Source organism: Echinicola salinicaeni (genome assembly GCF_014280965.1).
GTDB lineage: Bacteria > Bacteroidota > Bacteroidia > Cytophagales > Cyclobacteriaceae > Echinicola > Echinicola salinicaeni.
The window spans coordinates 279,783-297,728 of the sequence record NZ_JACODZ010000007.1; the positions used below are offsets into that span (position 1 = coordinate 279,783).

The 17,946-nt window shown below is 38.9% G+C and carries 17 protein-coding genes; 13 read left to right on the top strand and 4 right to left on the bottom strand.

Going from position 1 to position 17,946, the window contains the following annotated elements:
* Positions 1–385: 385 nt before the first annotated feature.
* Positions 386–982, bottom strand: a complete 597-nt coding sequence (locus H7U17_RS15280; RefSeq protein ID WP_186757616.1) for a DUF4202 domain-containing protein — start codon at positions 980–982, stop codon at positions 386–388.
* 246 nt (positions 983–1,228) lie between these two features.
* Here H7U17_RS15280 and H7U17_RS15285 point away from each other — a divergent pair, with 246 nt between their 5' ends.
* Complete coding sequence (locus tag H7U17_RS15285; RefSeq protein WP_186757617.1) at positions 1,229–2,380, top strand: DUF4221 family protein; 1,152 nt, start codon at positions 1,229–1,231, stop codon at positions 2,378–2,380.
* A gap of 91 nt (positions 2,381–2,471) precedes the next feature.
* Here H7U17_RS15285 and cobA read toward each other — a convergent pair whose 3' ends face one another.
* A complete protein-coding gene (gene cobA / locus H7U17_RS15290) occupies positions 2,472–3,245 on the bottom strand; it encodes a uroporphyrinogen-III C-methyltransferase (protein WP_186757618.1) in 774 nt (257 codons plus the stop codon).
* A gap of 155 nt (positions 3,246–3,400) precedes the next feature.
* Here cobA and nirB point away from each other — a divergent pair, with 155 nt between their 5' ends.
* The 12 genes from nirB to H7U17_RS15350 all read left to right on the top strand — a co-directional run bounded on the left by nirB (position 3,401) and on the right by H7U17_RS15350 (position 16,428).
* Positions 3,401–5,893 (top strand): nitrite reductase large subunit NirB, encoded by a 2,493-nt coding sequence (gene nirB / locus H7U17_RS15295; protein ID WP_186757619.1) that lies wholly within the window; start codon positions 3,401–3,403, stop codon positions 5,891–5,893.
* A gap of 49 nt (positions 5,894–5,942) precedes the next feature.
* On the top strand, positions 5,943–6,320 hold the full coding sequence (gene nirD, locus H7U17_RS15300) for a nitrite reductase small subunit NirD (protein ID WP_186757620.1): 378 nt from the start codon (positions 5,943–5,945) through the stop codon (positions 6,318–6,320).
* Positions 6,321–6,486: 166 nt separating this feature from the next.
* Positions 6,487–8,361: a DUF4153 domain-containing protein gene (locus tag H7U17_RS15305; protein WP_186757621.1), complete on the top strand. Its 1,875-nt coding sequence runs from the start codon at positions 6,487–6,489 to the stop codon at positions 8,359–8,361.
* A gap of 72 nt (positions 8,362–8,433) precedes the next feature.
* Entirely contained in the window at positions 8,434–10,236 is a 1,803-nt protein-coding gene (locus tag H7U17_RS15310) for a sensor histidine kinase (protein ID WP_186757622.1), read from the top strand.
* Between the two features lie 18 nt (positions 10,237–10,254).
* The gene (locus H7U17_RS15315; protein WP_186757623.1) at positions 10,255–10,935 is read left to right on the top strand and encodes a response regulator transcription factor; all 681 of its coding nucleotides are present in this window, start codon (positions 10,255–10,257) and stop codon (positions 10,933–10,935) included.
* A 200-nt stretch (positions 10,936–11,135) separates the two neighbouring features.
* A complete protein-coding gene (locus H7U17_RS15320) occupies positions 11,136–11,375 on the top strand; it encodes a MoaD/ThiS family protein (protein ID WP_186757624.1) in 240 nt (79 codons plus the stop codon).
* An 11-nt stretch (positions 11,376–11,386) separates the two neighbouring features.
* Positions 11,387–11,803, top strand: a complete 417-nt coding sequence (locus tag H7U17_RS15325) for a molybdenum cofactor biosynthesis protein MoaE (protein WP_186757625.1) — start codon at positions 11,387–11,389, stop codon at positions 11,801–11,803.
* A gap of 9 nt (positions 11,804–11,812) precedes the next feature.
* Complete coding sequence (gene moaA, locus H7U17_RS15330; protein WP_186757626.1) at positions 11,813–12,796, top strand: GTP 3',8-cyclase MoaA; 984 nt, start codon at positions 11,813–11,815, stop codon at positions 12,794–12,796.
* Positions 12,793–13,275 (top strand): cyclic pyranopterin monophosphate synthase MoaC, encoded by a 483-nt coding sequence (moaC, locus tag H7U17_RS15335; protein ID WP_186757627.1) that lies wholly within the window; start codon positions 12,793–12,795, stop codon positions 13,273–13,275. Before moaA ends, moaC begins: the two co-directional genes overlap by 4 nt.
* Positions 13,259–13,852 carry an NTP transferase domain-containing protein gene (locus H7U17_RS15340; protein WP_186757628.1) on the top strand — a complete coding sequence of 198 codons (594 nt, stop codon included), beginning with the start codon at positions 13,259–13,261 and terminating at the stop codon, positions 13,850–13,852. The genes moaC and H7U17_RS15340 overlap by 17 nt, the downstream gene beginning before the upstream one ends.
* Positions 13,852–14,949: a HesA/MoeB/ThiF family protein gene (locus H7U17_RS15345; RefSeq protein ID WP_186757629.1), complete on the top strand. Its 1,098-nt coding sequence runs from the start codon at positions 13,852–13,854 to the stop codon at positions 14,947–14,949. The genes H7U17_RS15340 and H7U17_RS15345 overlap by 1 nt, the downstream gene beginning before the upstream one ends.
* A gap of 291 nt (positions 14,950–15,240) precedes the next feature.
* On the top strand, positions 15,241–16,428 hold the full coding sequence (locus H7U17_RS15350; RefSeq protein WP_186757630.1) for a molybdopterin molybdotransferase MoeA: 1,188 nt from the start codon (positions 15,241–15,243) through the stop codon (positions 16,426–16,428).
* Positions 16,429–16,507: 79 nt separating this feature from the next.
* Here H7U17_RS15350 and H7U17_RS15355 read toward each other — a convergent pair whose 3' ends face one another.
* Positions 16,508–16,759 (bottom strand): hypothetical protein, encoded by a 252-nt coding sequence (locus H7U17_RS15355; protein WP_222439217.1) that lies wholly within the window; start codon positions 16,757–16,759, stop codon positions 16,508–16,510.
* Positions 16,760–16,880: 121 nt separating this feature from the next.
* On the bottom strand, positions 16,881–17,807 hold the full coding sequence (locus tag H7U17_RS15360) for a hypothetical protein (RefSeq protein WP_186757631.1): 927 nt from the start codon (positions 17,805–17,807) through the stop codon (positions 16,881–16,883).
* Positions 17,808–17,946: the final 139 nt, after the last annotated feature.

Sequence of the window (17,946 nt, forward strand, 5' to 3'; positions counted from 1 at the left end):
CATTTTAATTACCAACCTTTTTACCACAAACGGACAATATATGTTATGAACCTGTTAAAATAATATCAGCACACAGTCATCAATCGATTGCAATAAGAAAATAGCAAGAAAAATTATCAATATAAGCTCCCCTAAAAATTATTATCCTGTTCAAATAAGGCTCTTAAATTAGGAACTGAAGGACATCCATGTAAAAAATTAGTAATCAAATTAAAAAGCCTGTTTCAAAATTCTTTTTAAAACTGCCAAACACAAATGAAACTATCAATTCTAAACATTCCTTAACCAATAGTTTTAAAAATCCCCAAAAAAGATCCCTCTGTTGGTTGAAAAAAAGTGTGAATTTTGAGACAGGCTTTGATATTTATCAGAAGGATAAAATTCCCTATGAAGTAGCCAATGCCTTCTTTACAATTGCCAAAGCAGTGTCAGAATGGCTCATGGCCAAAGCCGCATCATGCCCCTTTTCTGACATTTTTTTCCATGTCTTTTGAACAATATCAATTAATTTCCCTTCCTCATCTTGATGCTTAACAATAAAATCATCAAAATAATACTTCAGGAACACCAAACACACCACATCTTCTAAAGCCTGAACCTCTGGGTCTGTTTTTAACCTTCTTTTATTAAGTAAATCATCCACCTTCTGGATTTCTCCCTTATCATAACCATGTTTTTCCATAATGGAGCCGGCCAGTTCGCCATGGAACTTCTTCAATTTGGTTCTCCACATCAAATACCCCTTTCTGTCCATAGAAAAATCTTCTCTCGGGATGGACCATCTCTTTATATGTTGGCACCTAGCAGCCAACCTCAAGGTTTCTGATGCCTCAGGGCAAAAATCCAATAACATCCCTGACATTCTGTGTCCATAAACCAGCTCTTTGGGCATTTCCTTGCCGTTGACCAATTCCTTATGAGGATCTTCTGCATTTATAGCATCTATCTCCTCAATGGTTTTATCAAATTTATTAGCAGTCATAATTCTAAAATTCAATTGAAAAATCAATTTAGGAGGATTTCCCCTTAGAAAAAAGATAAATAAGGCCGAAGAAAGATGAATATCAGGTGGGTGTACTCGTCCAGAGCAGGGAGTTTTAAGATGAAATTTAGCTTAACAAAACTTAATCTATGTTAACAAATCTAAAACTAATTTCATATCCCAATGATAAACTGGAAATTAGAAAGACAGTCATACTTATCATTCTTTTACCTTTACTTTTCCATTATGAAGAAATTAGCTTTTGGAACACTATTGATGCTGTTCTTTTCATGTCAAAACAAAGACAAAAATCAAACACTAGAACCTGTCAACTATTCCATCGACACTGTTTTTATAGATTCAAAGGGAGAAATTCTAGACCTTAAATATAATTTGGTTAACTCCGGGTTTTCAAATGATAAACGCACGCTTTATAATTTGAATCATTTTGACTTTAGTCTGGAGAAAATAGACCTTACGCAAAAAGAGCTTATAACAAAAAATTATTTTCAAAAAAATGGTCCTTCTGGAATAGGTAGTAGCTTCACCAGCTTTCATGTATTTTCTGATAACAGCTTCTTGATTTCAAATGATTTCTATTCAGCTAAAATATTCAATCATAAAGGTGATTTTATAAAAAAAATATCATTAAGAGATAAAAAATGGAAAGGTGAACGACTAAAAGAAGAAGAGATATCTCGGAAAAAAATATTTCTAAGAAACTCTACGGCTAGACTTTTCACCATCATAAGTAAAGAAGGACCTCTAAAATCAAATAAGGTAGAATTGGCCGTATTGGATTCTGATGAAGGACTTATATCAAGATTCAATATTGATCCCGAGCAAAAATTCAAATCTCACTCCCTTTCTTCCACTGATAATCATTATATGTCACCAAGAATTTATTTATCCGAAGAAAATAATCTTGCATTGGTTTCTCATGAATTCACCAATGAAATTTATTGGTTTGACAATTTATCCCAAGAGCTTCAACTGGTGGACTATAAAAGCAATCTAACTCCTAATGAAGTAGAATTAAAAATCAACAATCACCTTGGAACAAAAGAGGAATTTTTTGAAGGCTATATGTCCATGTTGTCACAAATCCGATTTGGACCAGTTACTTATGACGAACTTAATGAACAATACTATAGACTTTCATACCAACTTGAATTTGAAGAATCCCCAAGCCAGAACATAGCCTTTCCAGAAGCCTCAAAAAGAAAAACATTCATTACTGTTTTTGATAAAGAATTCAATGTTATCACAGAAGCTTTAATTCCTGAACTAGATTTCATCATCACCAACTATTTCGCGAAAGACGGGAAAATATGGATATTCAATAATTACAATGATGAATTGGTATTTATTCGTCTTCAAATAAATATTAATGAATAAAAAATCAGAGCATTAAGCAGGGAGCAAGAAATCCTTGGATTTAAAAGGAATAATGGTTTAAGAAGATAAGCAGCAGACTTTTTTCTAATTCCTATTCTTCAATCCTTACCCCTTGTGCCTCCAAAAGGGAGCTCAAAGACCTGTCTCTTTCCTTGACCACCTGACCGATCACAATGATTGAAGGAGCTTTCAGCTGCTCTTTTTCCTGAATACTAAGAATATTTTCAAGATCGGCTGAAATAAACCTTTCATCAGGTCTGCTGCCATTTTGGATCATAGCGATAGCCTCATTTCCGCCTCGATATTGCTTGAACATTTGAACGATTTCAGGCAGCTTTTTCACTCCCATCAAAATGATGACCGTAGCAGAAGATTGGGCAGCAAATTTCAAATCTTGGGCCGTAGAATGATCCTTCAAGGTACCTGTCACTACCCAAAAACTCTCGTTCACTCCTCTTTTGGTCAACGGTATTCCAGCCAAGCCCGGCACTGACATCGCACTACTTATTCCTGGTACGTACTCAGTAGAAATGCCAAATTGGGCAGCATACTCCAATTCCTCATGTCCACGCCCAAACACATAGGGATCTCCCCCTTTTAACCTTACCACATGCCCACAGGTTTGTGCATAGTTGACGATCATTTTATTGATTTCTTGCTGCTGCCTTGAATGCATACCTGCTCTCTTTCCCACAAACACCTTTATGGCCGTCGTGGGCACGTACTCCAATAATTCCTCATTGGCGAGTGCATCGTATAGGACCACATCTGCGCTTTTAAGCACTTTAATGGCTTTCAAGGTTATCAAGTCCAAATCTCCTGGCCCCGCCCCTACTATTGATAATTTCTGATTATTGCTATCCATACTTGTTTCTACTTAGTTACTGAAACAAATTTAAGTATTTTAATACGTATTTTTACGTATTATTAAATTTAATTTATAACTTAGCCGCTGTAATCAATCTAATAGTCTGTCAAATTACTTAGAAAAAACAGCCTAACCTATAAACCAACAAGCGTATGACAAAGATAGTAGTAATCGGAAATGGAATGGTCGGCTATAAGTTTTGTGAGAAACTTTGTGCACAGGAAACTGCAAAGGATTTTGAAATCACCGTTTTTGGAGAAGAACCTTGGCCAGCGTATGACAGGGTTCACCTAAGTGAATATTTCTCAGGTTCCACGGCCGAAGATTTGATCATGGCTCCCAGATCATGGTACGAGGAAAACAATATCACCCTTCACTCCAATGAAATGATCGTGAAAATCGATCGAGAGCAGAAAAAAATCATTTCTCATTCCGGTCACGACTATTCATATGACAAGCTGATCTTGGCCACTGGCTCGGGCGCATTTGTACCTCCTATCAATGGAGTAGACAAAAAGGGCGTTTTTGTCTACCGTACTTTGGAAGATTTGGATGCCATCATTGAATATTCTAAAAAGGTAAAAACAGCTGCAGTTATAGGTGGTGGGTTATTAGGTTTGGAAGCAGCTAAGGCTGTAATCGACATGGGACTTAAGGCCCATGTAATAGAATTCGCTCCTAGATTAATGCCCAGACAACTTGATGAGGCAGGCTCTGCAACACTGCAATCAAAGCTCGAAGAGCTAGGCATCAATATTCATCTCAATAAAAACACGCAAAAAATCAAGGGTAATGGCAAGCTGGAGTCCATGAAGTTTGCAGATGACAGCGAATTACCTGTAGAAATGCTGATTATCTCCGCTGGCATCAAACCAAGGGATGAACTTGCAAAAGACTGTGGACTGGCCACTGCCCCTCGTGGAGGAGTCATCGTCAATGAATTTTTACAAACCGAAGACGAAAATATTTTTGCCATTGGAGAAGTTGCCTCTTATAAAAACATGATATATGGACTGGTAGCCCCAGGTTATGAAATGGCCAGCCAGGTTGTCAACCAATTGGTCAATGAAGAAGTCAAGCCGTTTATGGGGTTTGATATGTCGACCAAATTGAAACTGATAGGAGTAGATGTTGGTAGCTTTGGAGACCCTTTTGGGGACTTTGAACCGTCAAAACCAATTGTTTATGAAAATAAAAACAGCGGAATATACAAAAGAATCAATGTCTCACTAGATGGCAAACGTCTAATAGGCGGAATTTTGGTGGGCGATGCTTCTGCTTATAATATGCTTTTGCAGATGTGCCAAAACAAGATGCCTTTGCCTCCAGAACCTGAAGACCTCATTCTGGGTGCCAGAGGAGGAAAGGAAGCTGCAGGAGCTGGAGTGGAAAGCCTACCTGAAGAGGCACAGATATGCTCTTGTGAAAATGTGACTAAGGGAAGTATCTGTAGCCTAGTTGAAAATGATGGAGTCACTAAAGTTGATGAAATCAAATCCTGCACAAAAGCTGGAACAGGATGCGGTGGTTGTATGCCAATGGTGAATGACCTACTGAAACATCAGCTAAAGGCCATGGGCAAAGCAGTAAAAAATGTCCTTTGTGAACATTTTGATTATTCAAGACAGGAGCTCCTAGATTTGGTGAAAGTCAAAAAAATCAAAACCTATAATGAACTGCTTGACCAATTTGGCCAAGGCGATGGCTGTGAAGTTTGTAAACCAGCAGTAGCCTCCATTTTGGCCAGCACTTGGAATGAGCTGATTACTAAGCAGGACACTATCCAGGATACCAATGACAGATTTTTGGCCAATATACAAAGAGGAGGAACCTATTCTGTGGTACCTAGAGTTCCTGGTGGCGAAATCACTCCCGAGAAACTGATTGTAATCGGGGAAGTTGCCAAAAAGTATGGTCTCTACACCAAAATCACAGGGGGTCAAAGAATCGATTTGTTCGGAGCGAGAGTGGACCAGTTACCGGATATTTGGGAGGAATTGATCGACGCTGGATTTGAGAGTGGCCATGCCTATGGCAAATCCCTTAGAACTGTCAAAAGCTGCGTAGGAAGCACATGGTGCCGATATGGTGTGCAAGATTCAGTCTCATTTGCCATTCAAGTGGAAGAAAGATACCGAGGACTACGCTCCCCTCATAAACTCAAAGGGGCTGTATCTGGCTGTATCAGAGAATGTGCAGAAGCGCAAAGCAAGGACTTTGGTATCATAGCCACCGAAAAGGGCTGGAACCTTTATATCTGTGGGAACGGGGGGTCAAAGCCACAACACGCCCAACTATTGATCAATGATGTGGATACGGAAACTTGCCTTAAATTCATAGACAGATTCTTGATGTTCTATATCCGCACGGCCGAGCCCTTAACCAGAACTGCCACTTGGCTGAACAAATTGGAAGGAGGAATGGACTATGTCCGAGATGTAGTGGTCAATGATAGCTTGGGAATCGGAGAGGAATTAGAAAGAGAAATGCAATTTATGATTGACACCTATGCCTGTGAATGGAAAGAAGTGGTCAACAACCCTCAATTAAGAGCGAAGTTCAAACATTTCCTGAATGCAGAGGAAGAAGATCCTAATCTTAAATTTCAGGATATGAGAGGACAGAAAATTCCAGCTGCTTGGTAAGCCAGTCAAACAACCCTCTTTTTATACCTTAACACTAAAGAAAGACATCATGATTTCAGAATTGGAAAAATATAAAACAGCCGACACCTCTAAAGTCACCCATTGGTTCAAAGCAGCACCTGTAGACCGGTTCCCAGAAGATGGCGGAGCCTGCATTAAATATGGAGATCTGCAAATCGCCATATTTAATTTCACCAGAAGGAATGAATGGTATGCCTGCCAAAACCTTTGTCCGCATAAAATGCAAATGATTTTGTCTAGGGGAATGATTGGGTCCTTTGAGGGTGAACCCAAAGTCGCCTGTCCATTTCACAAAAAAACCTTTTCTTTAAAATCAGGCAAAAACCTTAATGGGGACACCTGCGACATTGCAACTTATCCAATTAAAATTGAAGATGGGTATGTTTTTGTAGGCTTTGAGGAATAAAAATAATAAAAGCATAGGTTTGACAAACAAATCCTAAAGACTGATTGGCAGATAATCAATTAGTAGTAGACCTATTTTTCGTAACTAAGCAGGGTTTAAAATCAAACCCTGCTTTTTTAGTTTATTTGATGTAAATTATAGTTCGAAGCACTTTGCTACTAGAACTATGAAGCTACTTTCGGTAAAATACCTGATTGACCAGGGGCAAAAATCCTTTAATCGATTCCCTTGGGTTTTGATTTCCGCTATTCTGGCTGTTTCATTTGCTAACTATTGTGTAGAATTTGAATCCTCAACTGTAAATCTTTTTCCATTTATCAACGGCATGCTGGTCTCAGCATTGGGTATTTCCTTGTTCTTTGGCATCATCATATATGCAGAGAAAAATGATTTTTCCAAAAAGCAACAATTGATTATGGAAATCATAGGCCTGACAGCATTGGTAGGCATTTATTTAACCCTTCCCAATGGCCTCAGCAGTCAAAACACTGCCATGCCCTATTACCGCTTTGCTATTTTTAGCCTTTGCTCCCACCTCCTGGTTGCTTTCATGCCTTATAGAAAAAGTATGCAAACCATCGACTTTTGGAATTACAATAAAACATTGTTTATCCGTCTAATCACTGGCCTACTATTTTCAATTGTCATTTTTATTGGGATAGTCCTGGCCATGATGGCCCTCAATTTGCTTTTTAACGTAGAATTTGAAGGTAAAATCTTTTTGCAAATTTTCATTTTTATCCTAGGAGTTTTCAATACTTGGTTTTTTATTTCAGGCATTCCTGAGGACTTTAAGGAAATAGAATTAGAGAACACCTTCCCCAGTGGACTAAAGATTTTTAGTCAATATATCCTTCTCCCATTATTGACACTTTATCTTTTGATCCTCTATGGATATTGTATCAAGATCATTATTAACTGGAATTGGCCAGAAGGAATCGTCACCTATTTGATCATTTCTGTTTCCACATTAGGAATACTGGCTTTGCTATTATTATACCCTTACAGAAATGACTCAGGGGAAGCATGGATAAGCACTTTTTCAAAATATTACTATTATTTACTGCTTCCACTGGTGCTTGTGCTTTTTTTGGCCATCGCAATAAGGATAAGCGAATATGGCATAACCATAAATCGCTATCTAATAGTCCTTTTGGGCATTTGGCTGACCTTCACATGTTTCTACTTTATCTTAGGCTATCAAAATATCAAAATCATCCCTTCCTCACTCACTTTCCTTTTATTATTGGCTTCTTTTGGCCCATGGGGGATTTTTTCTATAAGTGAAAACAGCCAGTACAATAGACTGAAAAGCATATTAACAGTGTCCAATTCATTAAAGGACCAAAAGTTGACGCAGGAATTTCAATGGGACACAAGCCAGCTACCTCAATTAAAACCAGAGGGAACCCAATCGATAAAACTTTCCCTGGATTCTGCTCAAAAGGAAGAGGTAAAGTCAATTGTAAAATACCTTTCTGACCACCATGGCCTGGAAAAAATTGATCCTTGGTTTACCCAAGACTTAAATGAAATCATGATGATTATTAAAAAATCCCCAGAAAGCCCAAGATCTCTTGACCAATCAAGGCTTTATTTGGAAACTATGGGTTTGGACTTTTCTACCCAGCCCTTTCAAAAACACCATATCATCAGAGCGAAACTAAGTAGGCACAGCACCCAAATAAGTGGTTTTGATTACCTAAGCCCTTTTCACTTGAACCAAAAAGACAGCACCATTATTTATGCTGGTGGCAATATTTACGAACTGACTATTGCAAAGGATCAAAAGGGGTTGATTATTCAGCATAACCAAAAACAAACCAAAGTATTCCTCAATGATCTCATCAAAAGGGCCCAAGTCCATTCTGGTAAAGATAAAGAAAGCATCATCTCTCCAAACTACCTTATAATCAACAGCCAAGATAAAACACACCAATTTGAGATACATCATATAAGGTATACAGAAAATCAGGAAGGAGATATTAAAATCAATAGCTTATCCGGAAACTTCCTCACCACCCTTGGAGAAAGAAAATAGTTAATCCTTAGTTTTTTAAGTGTTATTACGTAATTTTAATATTGCATAAAAAACTAAGATCAAACATTACCTTTGTCTGAAAAACCAAAATACGAAAAACTGGTTCGCTATTACCTAATAGCTCTTTGTGCCATTGCCACCAGCATCATTCTCAGCCAAATACTGGTTCAAAAATTTATCAGTGAGCAAAAAAATGATTCAAGGGTAATCAACCTTTCAGGTAGGCAAAGGATGTTAAGCCAAAAGATCAGTAAATGTGCCTTACTTCTAGGCGATTCTACGCAGTCTGACCAAAGAGCTCAATATTTGCAGGAATTTAGCCTCGCTCTAAATGATTGGAAAGACACGCATCTTGGATTAAAAAATGGCGATGGAAACCTTGATATCATAAGCAGAAATAGCAAAACTATTCAGTTCCTATTTCATAATATTGAAAAAGACCACCGCACTATTGTCAAAGCTGCGGAAAATATGGTATATAAGCTGAATCAAAATATCCAGCTCCCCACTGACAGCCTCAAAAAAGACATTCACCAAATCATCAATCATGAAGCTGCATTTTTAAAGGGCATGGACATGATTGTCTTTCAATATGATGACGAGGCCAAAACAAAGGTTACCAATCTCCAAGGAATTGAAATATTTCTATTGGTGATTTCCCTTGGTGTAATCATGTTTGAAATATTCTTCATTTTTATCCCATCAGCAAAAACCATCAAAAAAACTTTCAAACAACTCCTTCAGTCAGAACAAAAATCAAAGAAAATGACTTTAGAGCTCAGTTCACTCTACAGTTCACTTGAGCAGGCCTACCAGGACCTATTGGAAGTAGACGTGGATGTTGAAGATTTCACCATTTTTGCCAAATGCAATGCCAATGGGGACTTTACTTACTTTGCCGATAAATTTTCCAGACTAATGGAATTTGAGGATAATCCTCCAAAAAACCTATTCAACTGGTTACAAAATCAAGGCTATGAAGGCGCTTATTTGAAAAAAATTCAAGACATGATGCCCTATGGAAAGACTTGGTCAGGAGAAATCAAAGTCACTAATGAAATAGGGGATTTCGTCTGGCTGAAGGTCAACATTACCCCTACCATGGGAGATAGTGGTAAGCTGGAAACCCTGATGATCATTGCCACCGATGAAACGGAAAAAAAGGAGGCAGAAGCCATTTCACAGGAAATCAACAGGGAAAGAATCGAGAAAAAAGTCAAAGAACAGCAATTTCGATCAGCCCTCATCCTCGAAGGACAAGAGGAAGAAAGAAAGCGCATTTCCAGAGATATGCATGATGGAATCGGCCAGTTGTTATCGGCTATGAAATTCAATCTCGAAGGCATTCATTCAGTAAATACGGATATTGAAAGAAACAAACTAAAAACGAGCAAGGATCTCCTGAAAAATGTAATTAAGGAAGTAAGAAGAATTTCCTTTAACCTTACGCCAAGTGCACTTTCAGACTATGGTATTGTACCAGTGCTAAATAAATTCTGTAGGGAAATATCCAAGCTCTCAGACTTACAGGTAAACTTCGAAAACCAAACAGGTTTTCTTACTCGCTTAGAAGGAAAAGTGGAAAACAATCTTTATCGAATCTGTCAGGAAGCAGTGAATAATGCTATTAAATATGCAGAAGCCACAGAGGTCAGAATCACTCTTTCACACAATTCCCAATATTTAAACCTAGAAATCAGTGATGATGGCAAAGGCTTTGATATGAAAAAACTAGAAGAAAAAGGTCATTTCTCTGCTTCTGGGCACGGTTTATTTAATATCAGAGAAAGAGCTAATTTTATCAATGGGCAATGCACGATCTTTTCCGAACGGGGAAAAGGCACCAAAATAAGTATCAATGTACCTTTGGATTAATAAGTAAATTAAGAAAGGATGGAAAAAATAAAAGTAGTATTGGCAGATGATCACGTTGTAGTCAGGAGCGGTATCAAAAACCTATTGGAAAATGAAGGAGAAGTGGAAGTTATCGGGGAAGCAGCCAATGGGGAAGAAGCCATTCAATTGGTCAAAAATGTCACCCCAGACCTGCTCATCATTGACATCAGGATGCCAGTAATGAACGGACTGGACGCTACCAAAAAGCTGAATCAGCTCAAAGACCCCACCAAGGTACTGATACTATCCATGCATGACGACGAAGATTATATCCTTCAATCCATAGAATGTGGAGCCTCAGGCTATTTGCTAAAAGACACTAGCAAGGATGAGTTTATGAAAGCCATTCGTACCATTTATCATGGAGGCCAATATTTCAGTGGAGATATCAGTCAGGTATTGGTCAAAAGCTACCTCAATGTCAAGGACAGAAAAGTCACCAAAAATATCGCTCCCACAAACACCTATGATATCACCAAGCGGGAAAAACAAATCCTGAAAATGATATCCGATGGAATTGGGAACAAAGAAATAGCTGAACAGCTGGGCAAAAGTATCAGAACGATAGAAACCCATCGATTTAATATCATGAAAAAACTCAAAGTGAGCAATGTTGTGGAGCTATTGAAGAAATTAGAAGAAGAACCAGGTCTGAAGCAACACATAGAAAACACATAAACCACCATAGATATAAGTAGCTATTGGTTGTTCCTACTATTCTTATTACCTTATCCCTACTTCACTGGCCAAGTGACTTAGACCATTTAATTTTATACGTATTTTTACGTATTTTAAGAATTAATTAGTACCTTGGTAAAATGATCTGAAAACATCAACAAGATGCTGTAGACCATTCAATTGAAGTAATTAAATTCGTTATGAAAGTACACGCATTTGGAGTTGCCAAGGACATTACCGGAGCAGCTATGATAGACTTCCCAATGGAAGAAACCTTTGTTAAAGTAAAGGATTTCAAGGACCTGCTTTACCAAAAGTATCCTGACTTGATCAATCTTCCCTCTCTCGCCATATCAGTCAATCTTTTCTATGCGAGTGAGGAAACAGTGATCAATAAGCATGATGAAGTTGCTCTTATTCCACCAGTAAGCGGTGGCTAATAATACAAAGCATGGAAAGCCATATAGCCATAACAACTGACATTAATATTGCAGATGCCTACCAAATGTTAGTGGACCCGAAAAGCGGGGGCATTTGCACTTTCATTGGAACCGTAAGGGATCTCAACAACAGCAAGGAGGTGAATAATCTTTTCTTTGAAGCTTATGAAAAGATGGCCTTATTAAAAATGGAGGTATTGGCAGAAGAGGCTGCACAAAAATGGCCTTTGAATAAAATTGTAATCATTCATGCCATTGGGAAAAAAGAAATCACAGAACCTGTCGTTTTCATAGGCACATCATCAGTTCATCGAGATGCTGCCTTTCAATCTTCAAGGTACTTGATTGATCGATTGAAAGAGGTCGTTCCTATTTGGAAAAAAGAAACTTACCAAGATCACAGTACTTGGATAAACGCACATCCATAAAAGAGTTCTATGCCATCGATTATTGACAATCACGGAAGAAAAATAAATTACTTGAGACTTTCTGTCACAGATAACTGTAATCTGCGCTGTCAATACTGTATGCCCGAGGAAGGAGTTCAATTTGCCCACAAACATGAGTTGCTAAGCTGGGAGGAAATGTTCATCATGGCCGAAGCTTTTATAGAGATGGGCGTAAATAAAATCAGGATCACGGGAGGAGAACCCTTTGTCCGCAAGGGGCTGATGGATTTTCTAGAAAGACTGAGCCAAATCGAAGGATTGGATGAAATTTCCATTACTACCAATGCCACATTGATCGGCCCTCATATCCCCAAACTCAAAGCGTTGGGTATTACAACCATCAACGTGAGCTTCGATAGCTTGGACAAAGACCGTTTTAATCATATTACTAGAAGAGACCAATATGACACGGTCATGGCCAATATTCTTCAGATGATGGAGCAAGGTTTCAATGTCAAGCTCAACTGCGTGGTCATGGAAGGCAAAAACACTGATGACATCATTCCTTTCATCAATTTTGTTCAAGACCATTCCATTGCTGTAAGGTTTCTCGAAGAAATGCCCTTCAATGGCCAATCCAAGGGAAAGCAGATATTGAAATGGGATTATATCGCTATCATTGAACATATCAAAAAACACTTTGACAAAGTGGAAAAACTGCCTGCTCCACCAAGCTCCACCTCACTTAACTATAAAATCAAAGGGGCAAGGGGGACATTTGGCATTATCCCTAGTTATTCCAGGACATTTTGTGGCACTTGTAACCGTGTCAGGGTTTCAGCTAAAGGCGAAATGCAAACCTGCCTTTATGCTACAGAAACCATTGACCTCAAAGCTCTCTTGAGAAATTATGAAAATATCAGCGGATTGAAATTCAGCATACATACTGCTTTGCAAACTCGTCATAAGGATGGATTTGAAGCCGAAAAACAATCCGTTACCAAAAAGTCAATGACACTAATCGGAGGATGAAAAATAAGAATACCCAATTGTCCCATGTGGACAAGGAAGGCAATGCAAAAATGGTGGATGTATCTGAAAAAGCCATTACCCAACGCACTGCCACAGCCCACTCCAGCGTTAAATTCCCAGAAACAGTTTTTAAGAGCTTAAGTGCTGATAATTTTCTGGGCAAAAAGGGCAGTATTATCCAAACGGCCATCATTGCCGGCACCATGGCAGCCAAAAAGACTGCTGACTTGATCCCTCTGTGCCATCCTTTGGCATTGAGTAAAATCCATATCGACATTATTCCTGGGGACAATCAGCTGACCATCCATGCAAGTGTCAAATGCGAAGGAAAAACAGGTGTGGAAATGGAAGCCTTAACAGCAGCAAGTGTGACAGCTTTGACCATTTATGATATGTGCAAAGCCCTTAGCCATGATATTATTATCAGCGAAACCAAATTAATGGCAAAAGAAGGAGGAAAAAATGATTTCAACAGATAATCTTTACGGACTGGTATTGGCAGGTGGAAAAAGTAGCCGCATGGGCCAGGATAAAGGAGAGCTTCAATATTACCGTACAAACCATAGGACCTATCTATATCATACCTTAAGGGAGCTATGCCCAAAGACCTTTATCAGCTGTAGGACTGACCAAGAAAACATCACTAAATCAGGTCTCAATTATATATTGGATGAGGACCTTTACAGAGGACCTCTCAATGGAATCCTTTCTGCACACCATGCCTATCCTGACAAAGCATGGTTAGTAGTGGCGGTGGACCTACCTCACATTCACGAAATCACCCTACGATCCCTGATTAAACAGCGACAGCCAAAAAAAATGGCCACTGTTTATGCCACCCATGAATCCCAGCTTCCAGAACCGCTGATCGGCATATGGGAACCGGAAGGGCTAAAAGAAGCTGAAAAGTTCATGCAAGAATCTGGAAAAAGCTGTCCTAGGAAATTCCTAATCAATAGCGATACAGCATTGATCTATCCAGAAAAAGATCTAGAGCTTTTTAATGCCAATTATCCGGAAGATTATAAACTGGCTAAATCGAGAATTGAAAAGTAATGTCAGCTTCGCGCTATCAAAAGCATATTAAACTTAAAGGCTTCGGTAAAGTAGCCCAAGACAAACTGTCCAAAGCCAAAGTCTTGATCATAGGAGCTGGAGGTCTTGGAACACCTGCTGCCCAATATCTTAATGCCGTGGGAGTGGGCACCATTGCCATCATGGACCAAGACCTAATCGAGGAAAGTAACCTTGCCCGTCAAACATTGTTTTGTCCAAAGGACATAGGAAAGGCCAAAACAGACGCTCTTATTTCATGGCTACATCTGCAAAATCCCGAAACCAAGCTTATTAATCTTAAAGAATTTATTAGTCCGGAAAATGCACTAAAAACTATTGCCAGATTTGATTTGGTAGTGGATGCTTCTGATAATTTCGGGACCCGCTATTTGGTCAATGATGCCTGTGTAATATTAGACAAACCATTTATTTATGGTGCCATTCATGATTTTGAAGGGCAAGTATCGGTGCTGAATCACCAGGATGGCCCTACCTACCGCTGCCTATTTCCTGAATCAAGCCAAAACCAAATAATTCCCAACTGTGATGAAAACGGTGTATTGGGCGTATTGCCAGGACTTATCGGCACATATCAAGCACTAGAAGCCATAAAGGTCATTGCTGGCATCGGAGAGCCATTGGTAGGAAAGTTATTAATCGTGGATACCTTAGGGCAAAGCCATTTAAAAATTGGTGTTCCATGCATAGCTAAAAACAAGGCCATAGACAAATTAAAAACCGATTATGGTCAGGATGTTTGTGCCACCAATATGGGTTACTTTGAATTAAGCCCTGAAGATTTATTAGAAAAAATAAATGCCAGAACATCATTCCAATTGATAGATGTACGCAGCAATGCAGAATTTGAGCAGGATTGCTTGGAACAGGCTATCAATATTCCCCTTCAGGAAATAAATAAAAAAACAGAAGAGCTCAGGCCGGAAAAGGAATTTATCATTATTTGCCAATCAGGAAAAAGGAGTCAGCAGGCAGCTCTAATGCTAAAAGAGCTTTTTCCCACTGCCAATATTTTCAATGTCCAGGGCGGAATGAATGCTGTGAGAAGCACCAAGGTAGAAGCTGGAGGAGGAAAGTAAGAAGATAGAGGTTAGAAAGGGAAGTAGGAAGGTAAATTTTGCTGGTCAGGATTTGTCCTCTTATTACGATTACGCTAGAGGCTGTCTAAAAAAATCGATTTTCACGTCATACTTACAAACGAAGCATCTCTATTAGCAGAATTAAATTGATGGAAGAGATGCTTCCTATCGTCAGCATGACAAATTTTGAGACAGTTTACGCTAGGCTTGATTTGAAATCAAGACTTTATAATTACGAAGGATATAATATCCTTCTGAAAAAATTAAACTCGAAAGAATTTCATATTAATCATGATCACTATCCAGGAAGCACTTGACTTAGTTCTTAGCCAAAAACAATCCTATGGAATCGAAGAGATTCCTTTGACTGAGGCTGTTGGGAGATTTTTAGCGGAAGACATTTTCACCGACCGTGATGCACCGCCTTTTGACAGGGTGATGATGGATGGAATAGCCATTCATCTGGCTGATCTACAAGATTCCCTAAAACCCAATTACCCCATCCAAGGGATACAAGCTGCAGGCTCCCCGCAGATGAACTTAATAGACACTTCACACTGCTTGGAAGTGATGACAGGGGCTATTTTGCCCATCAATACCAATACCATAATCCCCTATGAGGAAATCGAGATCAAAGGTGGAAAGGCCCACCTAAATATCGAAAAAGTAGCCAAGCGATTCATCCACTACCAAGGCAGCGATTCAAAAAAGGGAGAAAAGGTCTTAGGAAAGGGAAAGCAAATCAATACAGGGGATATAGGCATCCTAGCTACAGTTGGACAAGCAAAAGTAAAAGTAGCTAAACTTCCCAAAGCAGCCATCATCTCCACGGGAGATGAGTTGGTCGATGTAGACCAAAGCCCGCTGCCCCATCAAATTCGCAAATCCAATGTCTATTCACTTTGGGCATCTCTTCATCAAGATGGCATTCAAGCCGAAATGCACCATATCCTTGATGATAAGGAAGCGCTTAGGGAAAAACTTAGCAGTTTGGTAAAGGATTTCGATATTTTACTTTTGAGTGGTGGCGTTTCCAAGGGAAAGTTCGACCATATTCCGGAAATCTTGGAAGAATTGGGCGTGCAAAAATTATTTCACCGTATTGCCCAGAGACCTGGAAAGCCCTTTTGGTTTGGCCATCATGAGGAATTCAACACCAAGATATTTGCCTATCCCGGCAATCCTGTTTCGACCTATGTCAACCATCTTTTCTATTTTAAACAGTGGCTGCATGCCTCGCTAAGAATTGGCTGGAGATTTGAGACAAAGGAACTGGGAGAAGGAATACCAGGGAACCCCAATTTGGCCAGATTTATCTCAGTGAATCTAGACCATGAAAATGGCAAAGCATTTCCCATAAATCATAACGGTTCCGGTGATTTGTTCAGCCTTGCCCATACAGATGGTTTTCTACTACTGCCCCAAAGAGAGGGAGATTACAGTAAAGGGGAAAGGTTTCCGTTTATTGCGGTTCGGTAGTATTTGAATGGTTCAAGTCTGAGACTTGAACCAAAACTTTTAGAAGTCTTCATTAGAAGTAAAAATCTAAATATTTTTATTAAACATGTCTTTCTCCTTGTTTTCGTGTTAGCACAAAATATATGACATACAACCAACTGAAAACCCCATGTAAAACCGCCAGCAAAACAGATTTATTCCTTTCCCAAGAAACTACAACAGCCAAAACACTACCTAATCCAATTCCGCCTTGAAGTGCAGAACTTTTTATTTCATTTATTCCTGATTGTTGGCTAAAGCATTCCAAAGTGGCCAAAAATATAAACACTATAATCAATTTTATCTCTTTCATAAATTTCATATTTCTATTCAAAAAAGCCTTGAATTTTATTATTATCTTAAAAATTACTTTTTATTAAATTTCCTATTCAAATCTTTATACTCATACAACTAAATAGTAATCCGTAAAACAATTACATTTCAGAAAACCTATTAACAACAATTTTCTTTCCGGCATTTTTCTGGGTTCCCCAAAAAACCAAACCCCTAGCTTTATCCACCTGAAGTCCTGCTCCCCCTGAAAAATCAACACCTTCTTTGCAGTGGAAGGGTTTACTGCTCAACTTCTTCATGATAGGCTCAAATCGCTCTACTTTACTGACCAAGATCAAATCCGCATAATCAATGCTTTCCTTTTGGTAAAAACCAATGGCATAAATGGCTTCCCGGTCCTTGAGCAAGTTGATCGACTGATAACTGCCCCAGTCCTCTGGAGCCTCAATGCTACTAATTAAAGTAGGTGTCTTCCCCCCAGATTTCAGCCAATAAAAATCCCAGTTCCTCGCATCCCAGTTGCCGACCACCATCAAAAAGTCCTGATCCATTGCCAATAGCCCAGTGGCTCCTGCAGTTGGGCGCTTTTCTTCTCCATTCCTTGTGATCATAATATTAGGCTTGGCATTTCTAAGGTTATCCTTTTGAAAATCATAAAGGCAAACTTTTGCTGAAGTTCTGATATGATTGTCCTCGATGCCCACAATTAAATAGTCCTCAGAAGTCTGAATTCCTCCAGCATGCCTGAATGGATCATTCATCAAGGGAATTAACTTTTCTGCCTTTTGGGACTCCATATCCAACTGCAAAATATAGGATTGATGACTAGAGCTCCCTGAAACAAACAACTTTTCCTTTCCTGCTATTTCCACCAATTGCACCCCTTGAAAATGCCCTCCCTCAGTAGGCACCTCGACACCACTTTCAAAAATGATAATTTCCGGTTCCTTCCCCAGAGATTCAAAAGCTTTGGGCACATTATCCAACTCTTGGCAAATGGCTAAAACTGGACTTACCATAAAAAGTACCCAGATAAAAAGTCTAATCAATAATTTTTTTCCGTTCATTCTAGGTATTGTTAATTGACGATAATTAAAATCTTGATGAGGTTGATGAACACCATTTGATGACTAAATAATAGAAGAACATTAGAAATGCCAGTACTTAAAAATACGCGTTGCAAAAGCGGATGAGCTATATATGTAT

What these genes read in the sequence shown, in the direction of transcription:
- H7U17_RS15280 (WP_186757616.1), bottom strand. Translation starts at nt 982, where the DNA reads ATGACTGCTAATAAATTTGATAAAACCATTGAGGAGATAGATGCTATA.
- H7U17_RS15285 (WP_186757617.1), top strand. Translation starts at nt 1,229, where the DNA reads ATGAAGAAATTAGCTTTTGGAACACTATTGATGCTGTTCTTTTCATGT.
- cobA (WP_186757618.1), bottom strand. Translation starts at nt 3,245, where the DNA reads ATGGATAGCAATAATCAGAAATTATCAATAGTAGGGGCGGGGCCAGGA.
- nirB (WP_186757619.1), top strand. Translation starts at nt 3,401, where the DNA reads ATGACAAAGATAGTAGTAATCGGAAATGGAATGGTCGGCTATAAGTTT.
- nirD (WP_186757620.1), top strand. Translation starts at nt 5,943, where the DNA reads ATGATTTCAGAATTGGAAAAATATAAAACAGCCGACACCTCTAAAGTC.
- H7U17_RS15305 (WP_186757621.1), top strand. Translation starts at nt 6,487, where the DNA reads ATGAAGCTACTTTCGGTAAAATACCTGATTGACCAGGGGCAAAAATCC.
- H7U17_RS15315 (WP_186757623.1), top strand. Translation starts at nt 10,255, where the DNA reads ATGGAAAAAATAAAAGTAGTATTGGCAGATGATCACGTTGTAGTCAGG.
- H7U17_RS15320 (WP_186757624.1), top strand. Translation starts at nt 11,136, where the DNA reads ATGAAAGTACACGCATTTGGAGTTGCCAAGGACATTACCGGAGCAGCT.
- H7U17_RS15325 (WP_186757625.1), top strand. Translation starts at nt 11,387, where the DNA reads ATGGAAAGCCATATAGCCATAACAACTGACATTAATATTGCAGATGCC.
- moaA (WP_186757626.1), top strand. Translation starts at nt 11,813, where the DNA reads ATGCCATCGATTATTGACAATCACGGAAGAAAAATAAATTACTTGAGA.
- moaC (WP_186757627.1), top strand. Translation starts at nt 12,793, where the DNA reads ATGAAAAATAAGAATACCCAATTGTCCCATGTGGACAAGGAAGGCAAT.
- H7U17_RS15340 (WP_186757628.1), top strand. Translation starts at nt 13,259, where the DNA reads ATGATTTCAACAGATAATCTTTACGGACTGGTATTGGCAGGTGGAAAA.
- H7U17_RS15345 (WP_186757629.1), top strand. Translation starts at nt 13,852, where the DNA reads ATGTCAGCTTCGCGCTATCAAAAGCATATTAAACTTAAAGGCTTCGGT.
- H7U17_RS15350 (WP_186757630.1), top strand. Translation starts at nt 15,241, where the DNA reads ATGATCACTATCCAGGAAGCACTTGACTTAGTTCTTAGCCAAAAACAA.
- H7U17_RS15355 (WP_222439217.1), bottom strand. Translation starts at nt 16,759, where the DNA reads ATGAAAGAGATAAAATTGATTATAGTGTTTATATTTTTGGCCACTTTG.
- H7U17_RS15360 (WP_186757631.1), bottom strand. Translation starts at nt 17,807, where the DNA reads ATGAACGGAAAAAAATTATTGATTAGACTTTTTATCTGGGTACTTTTT.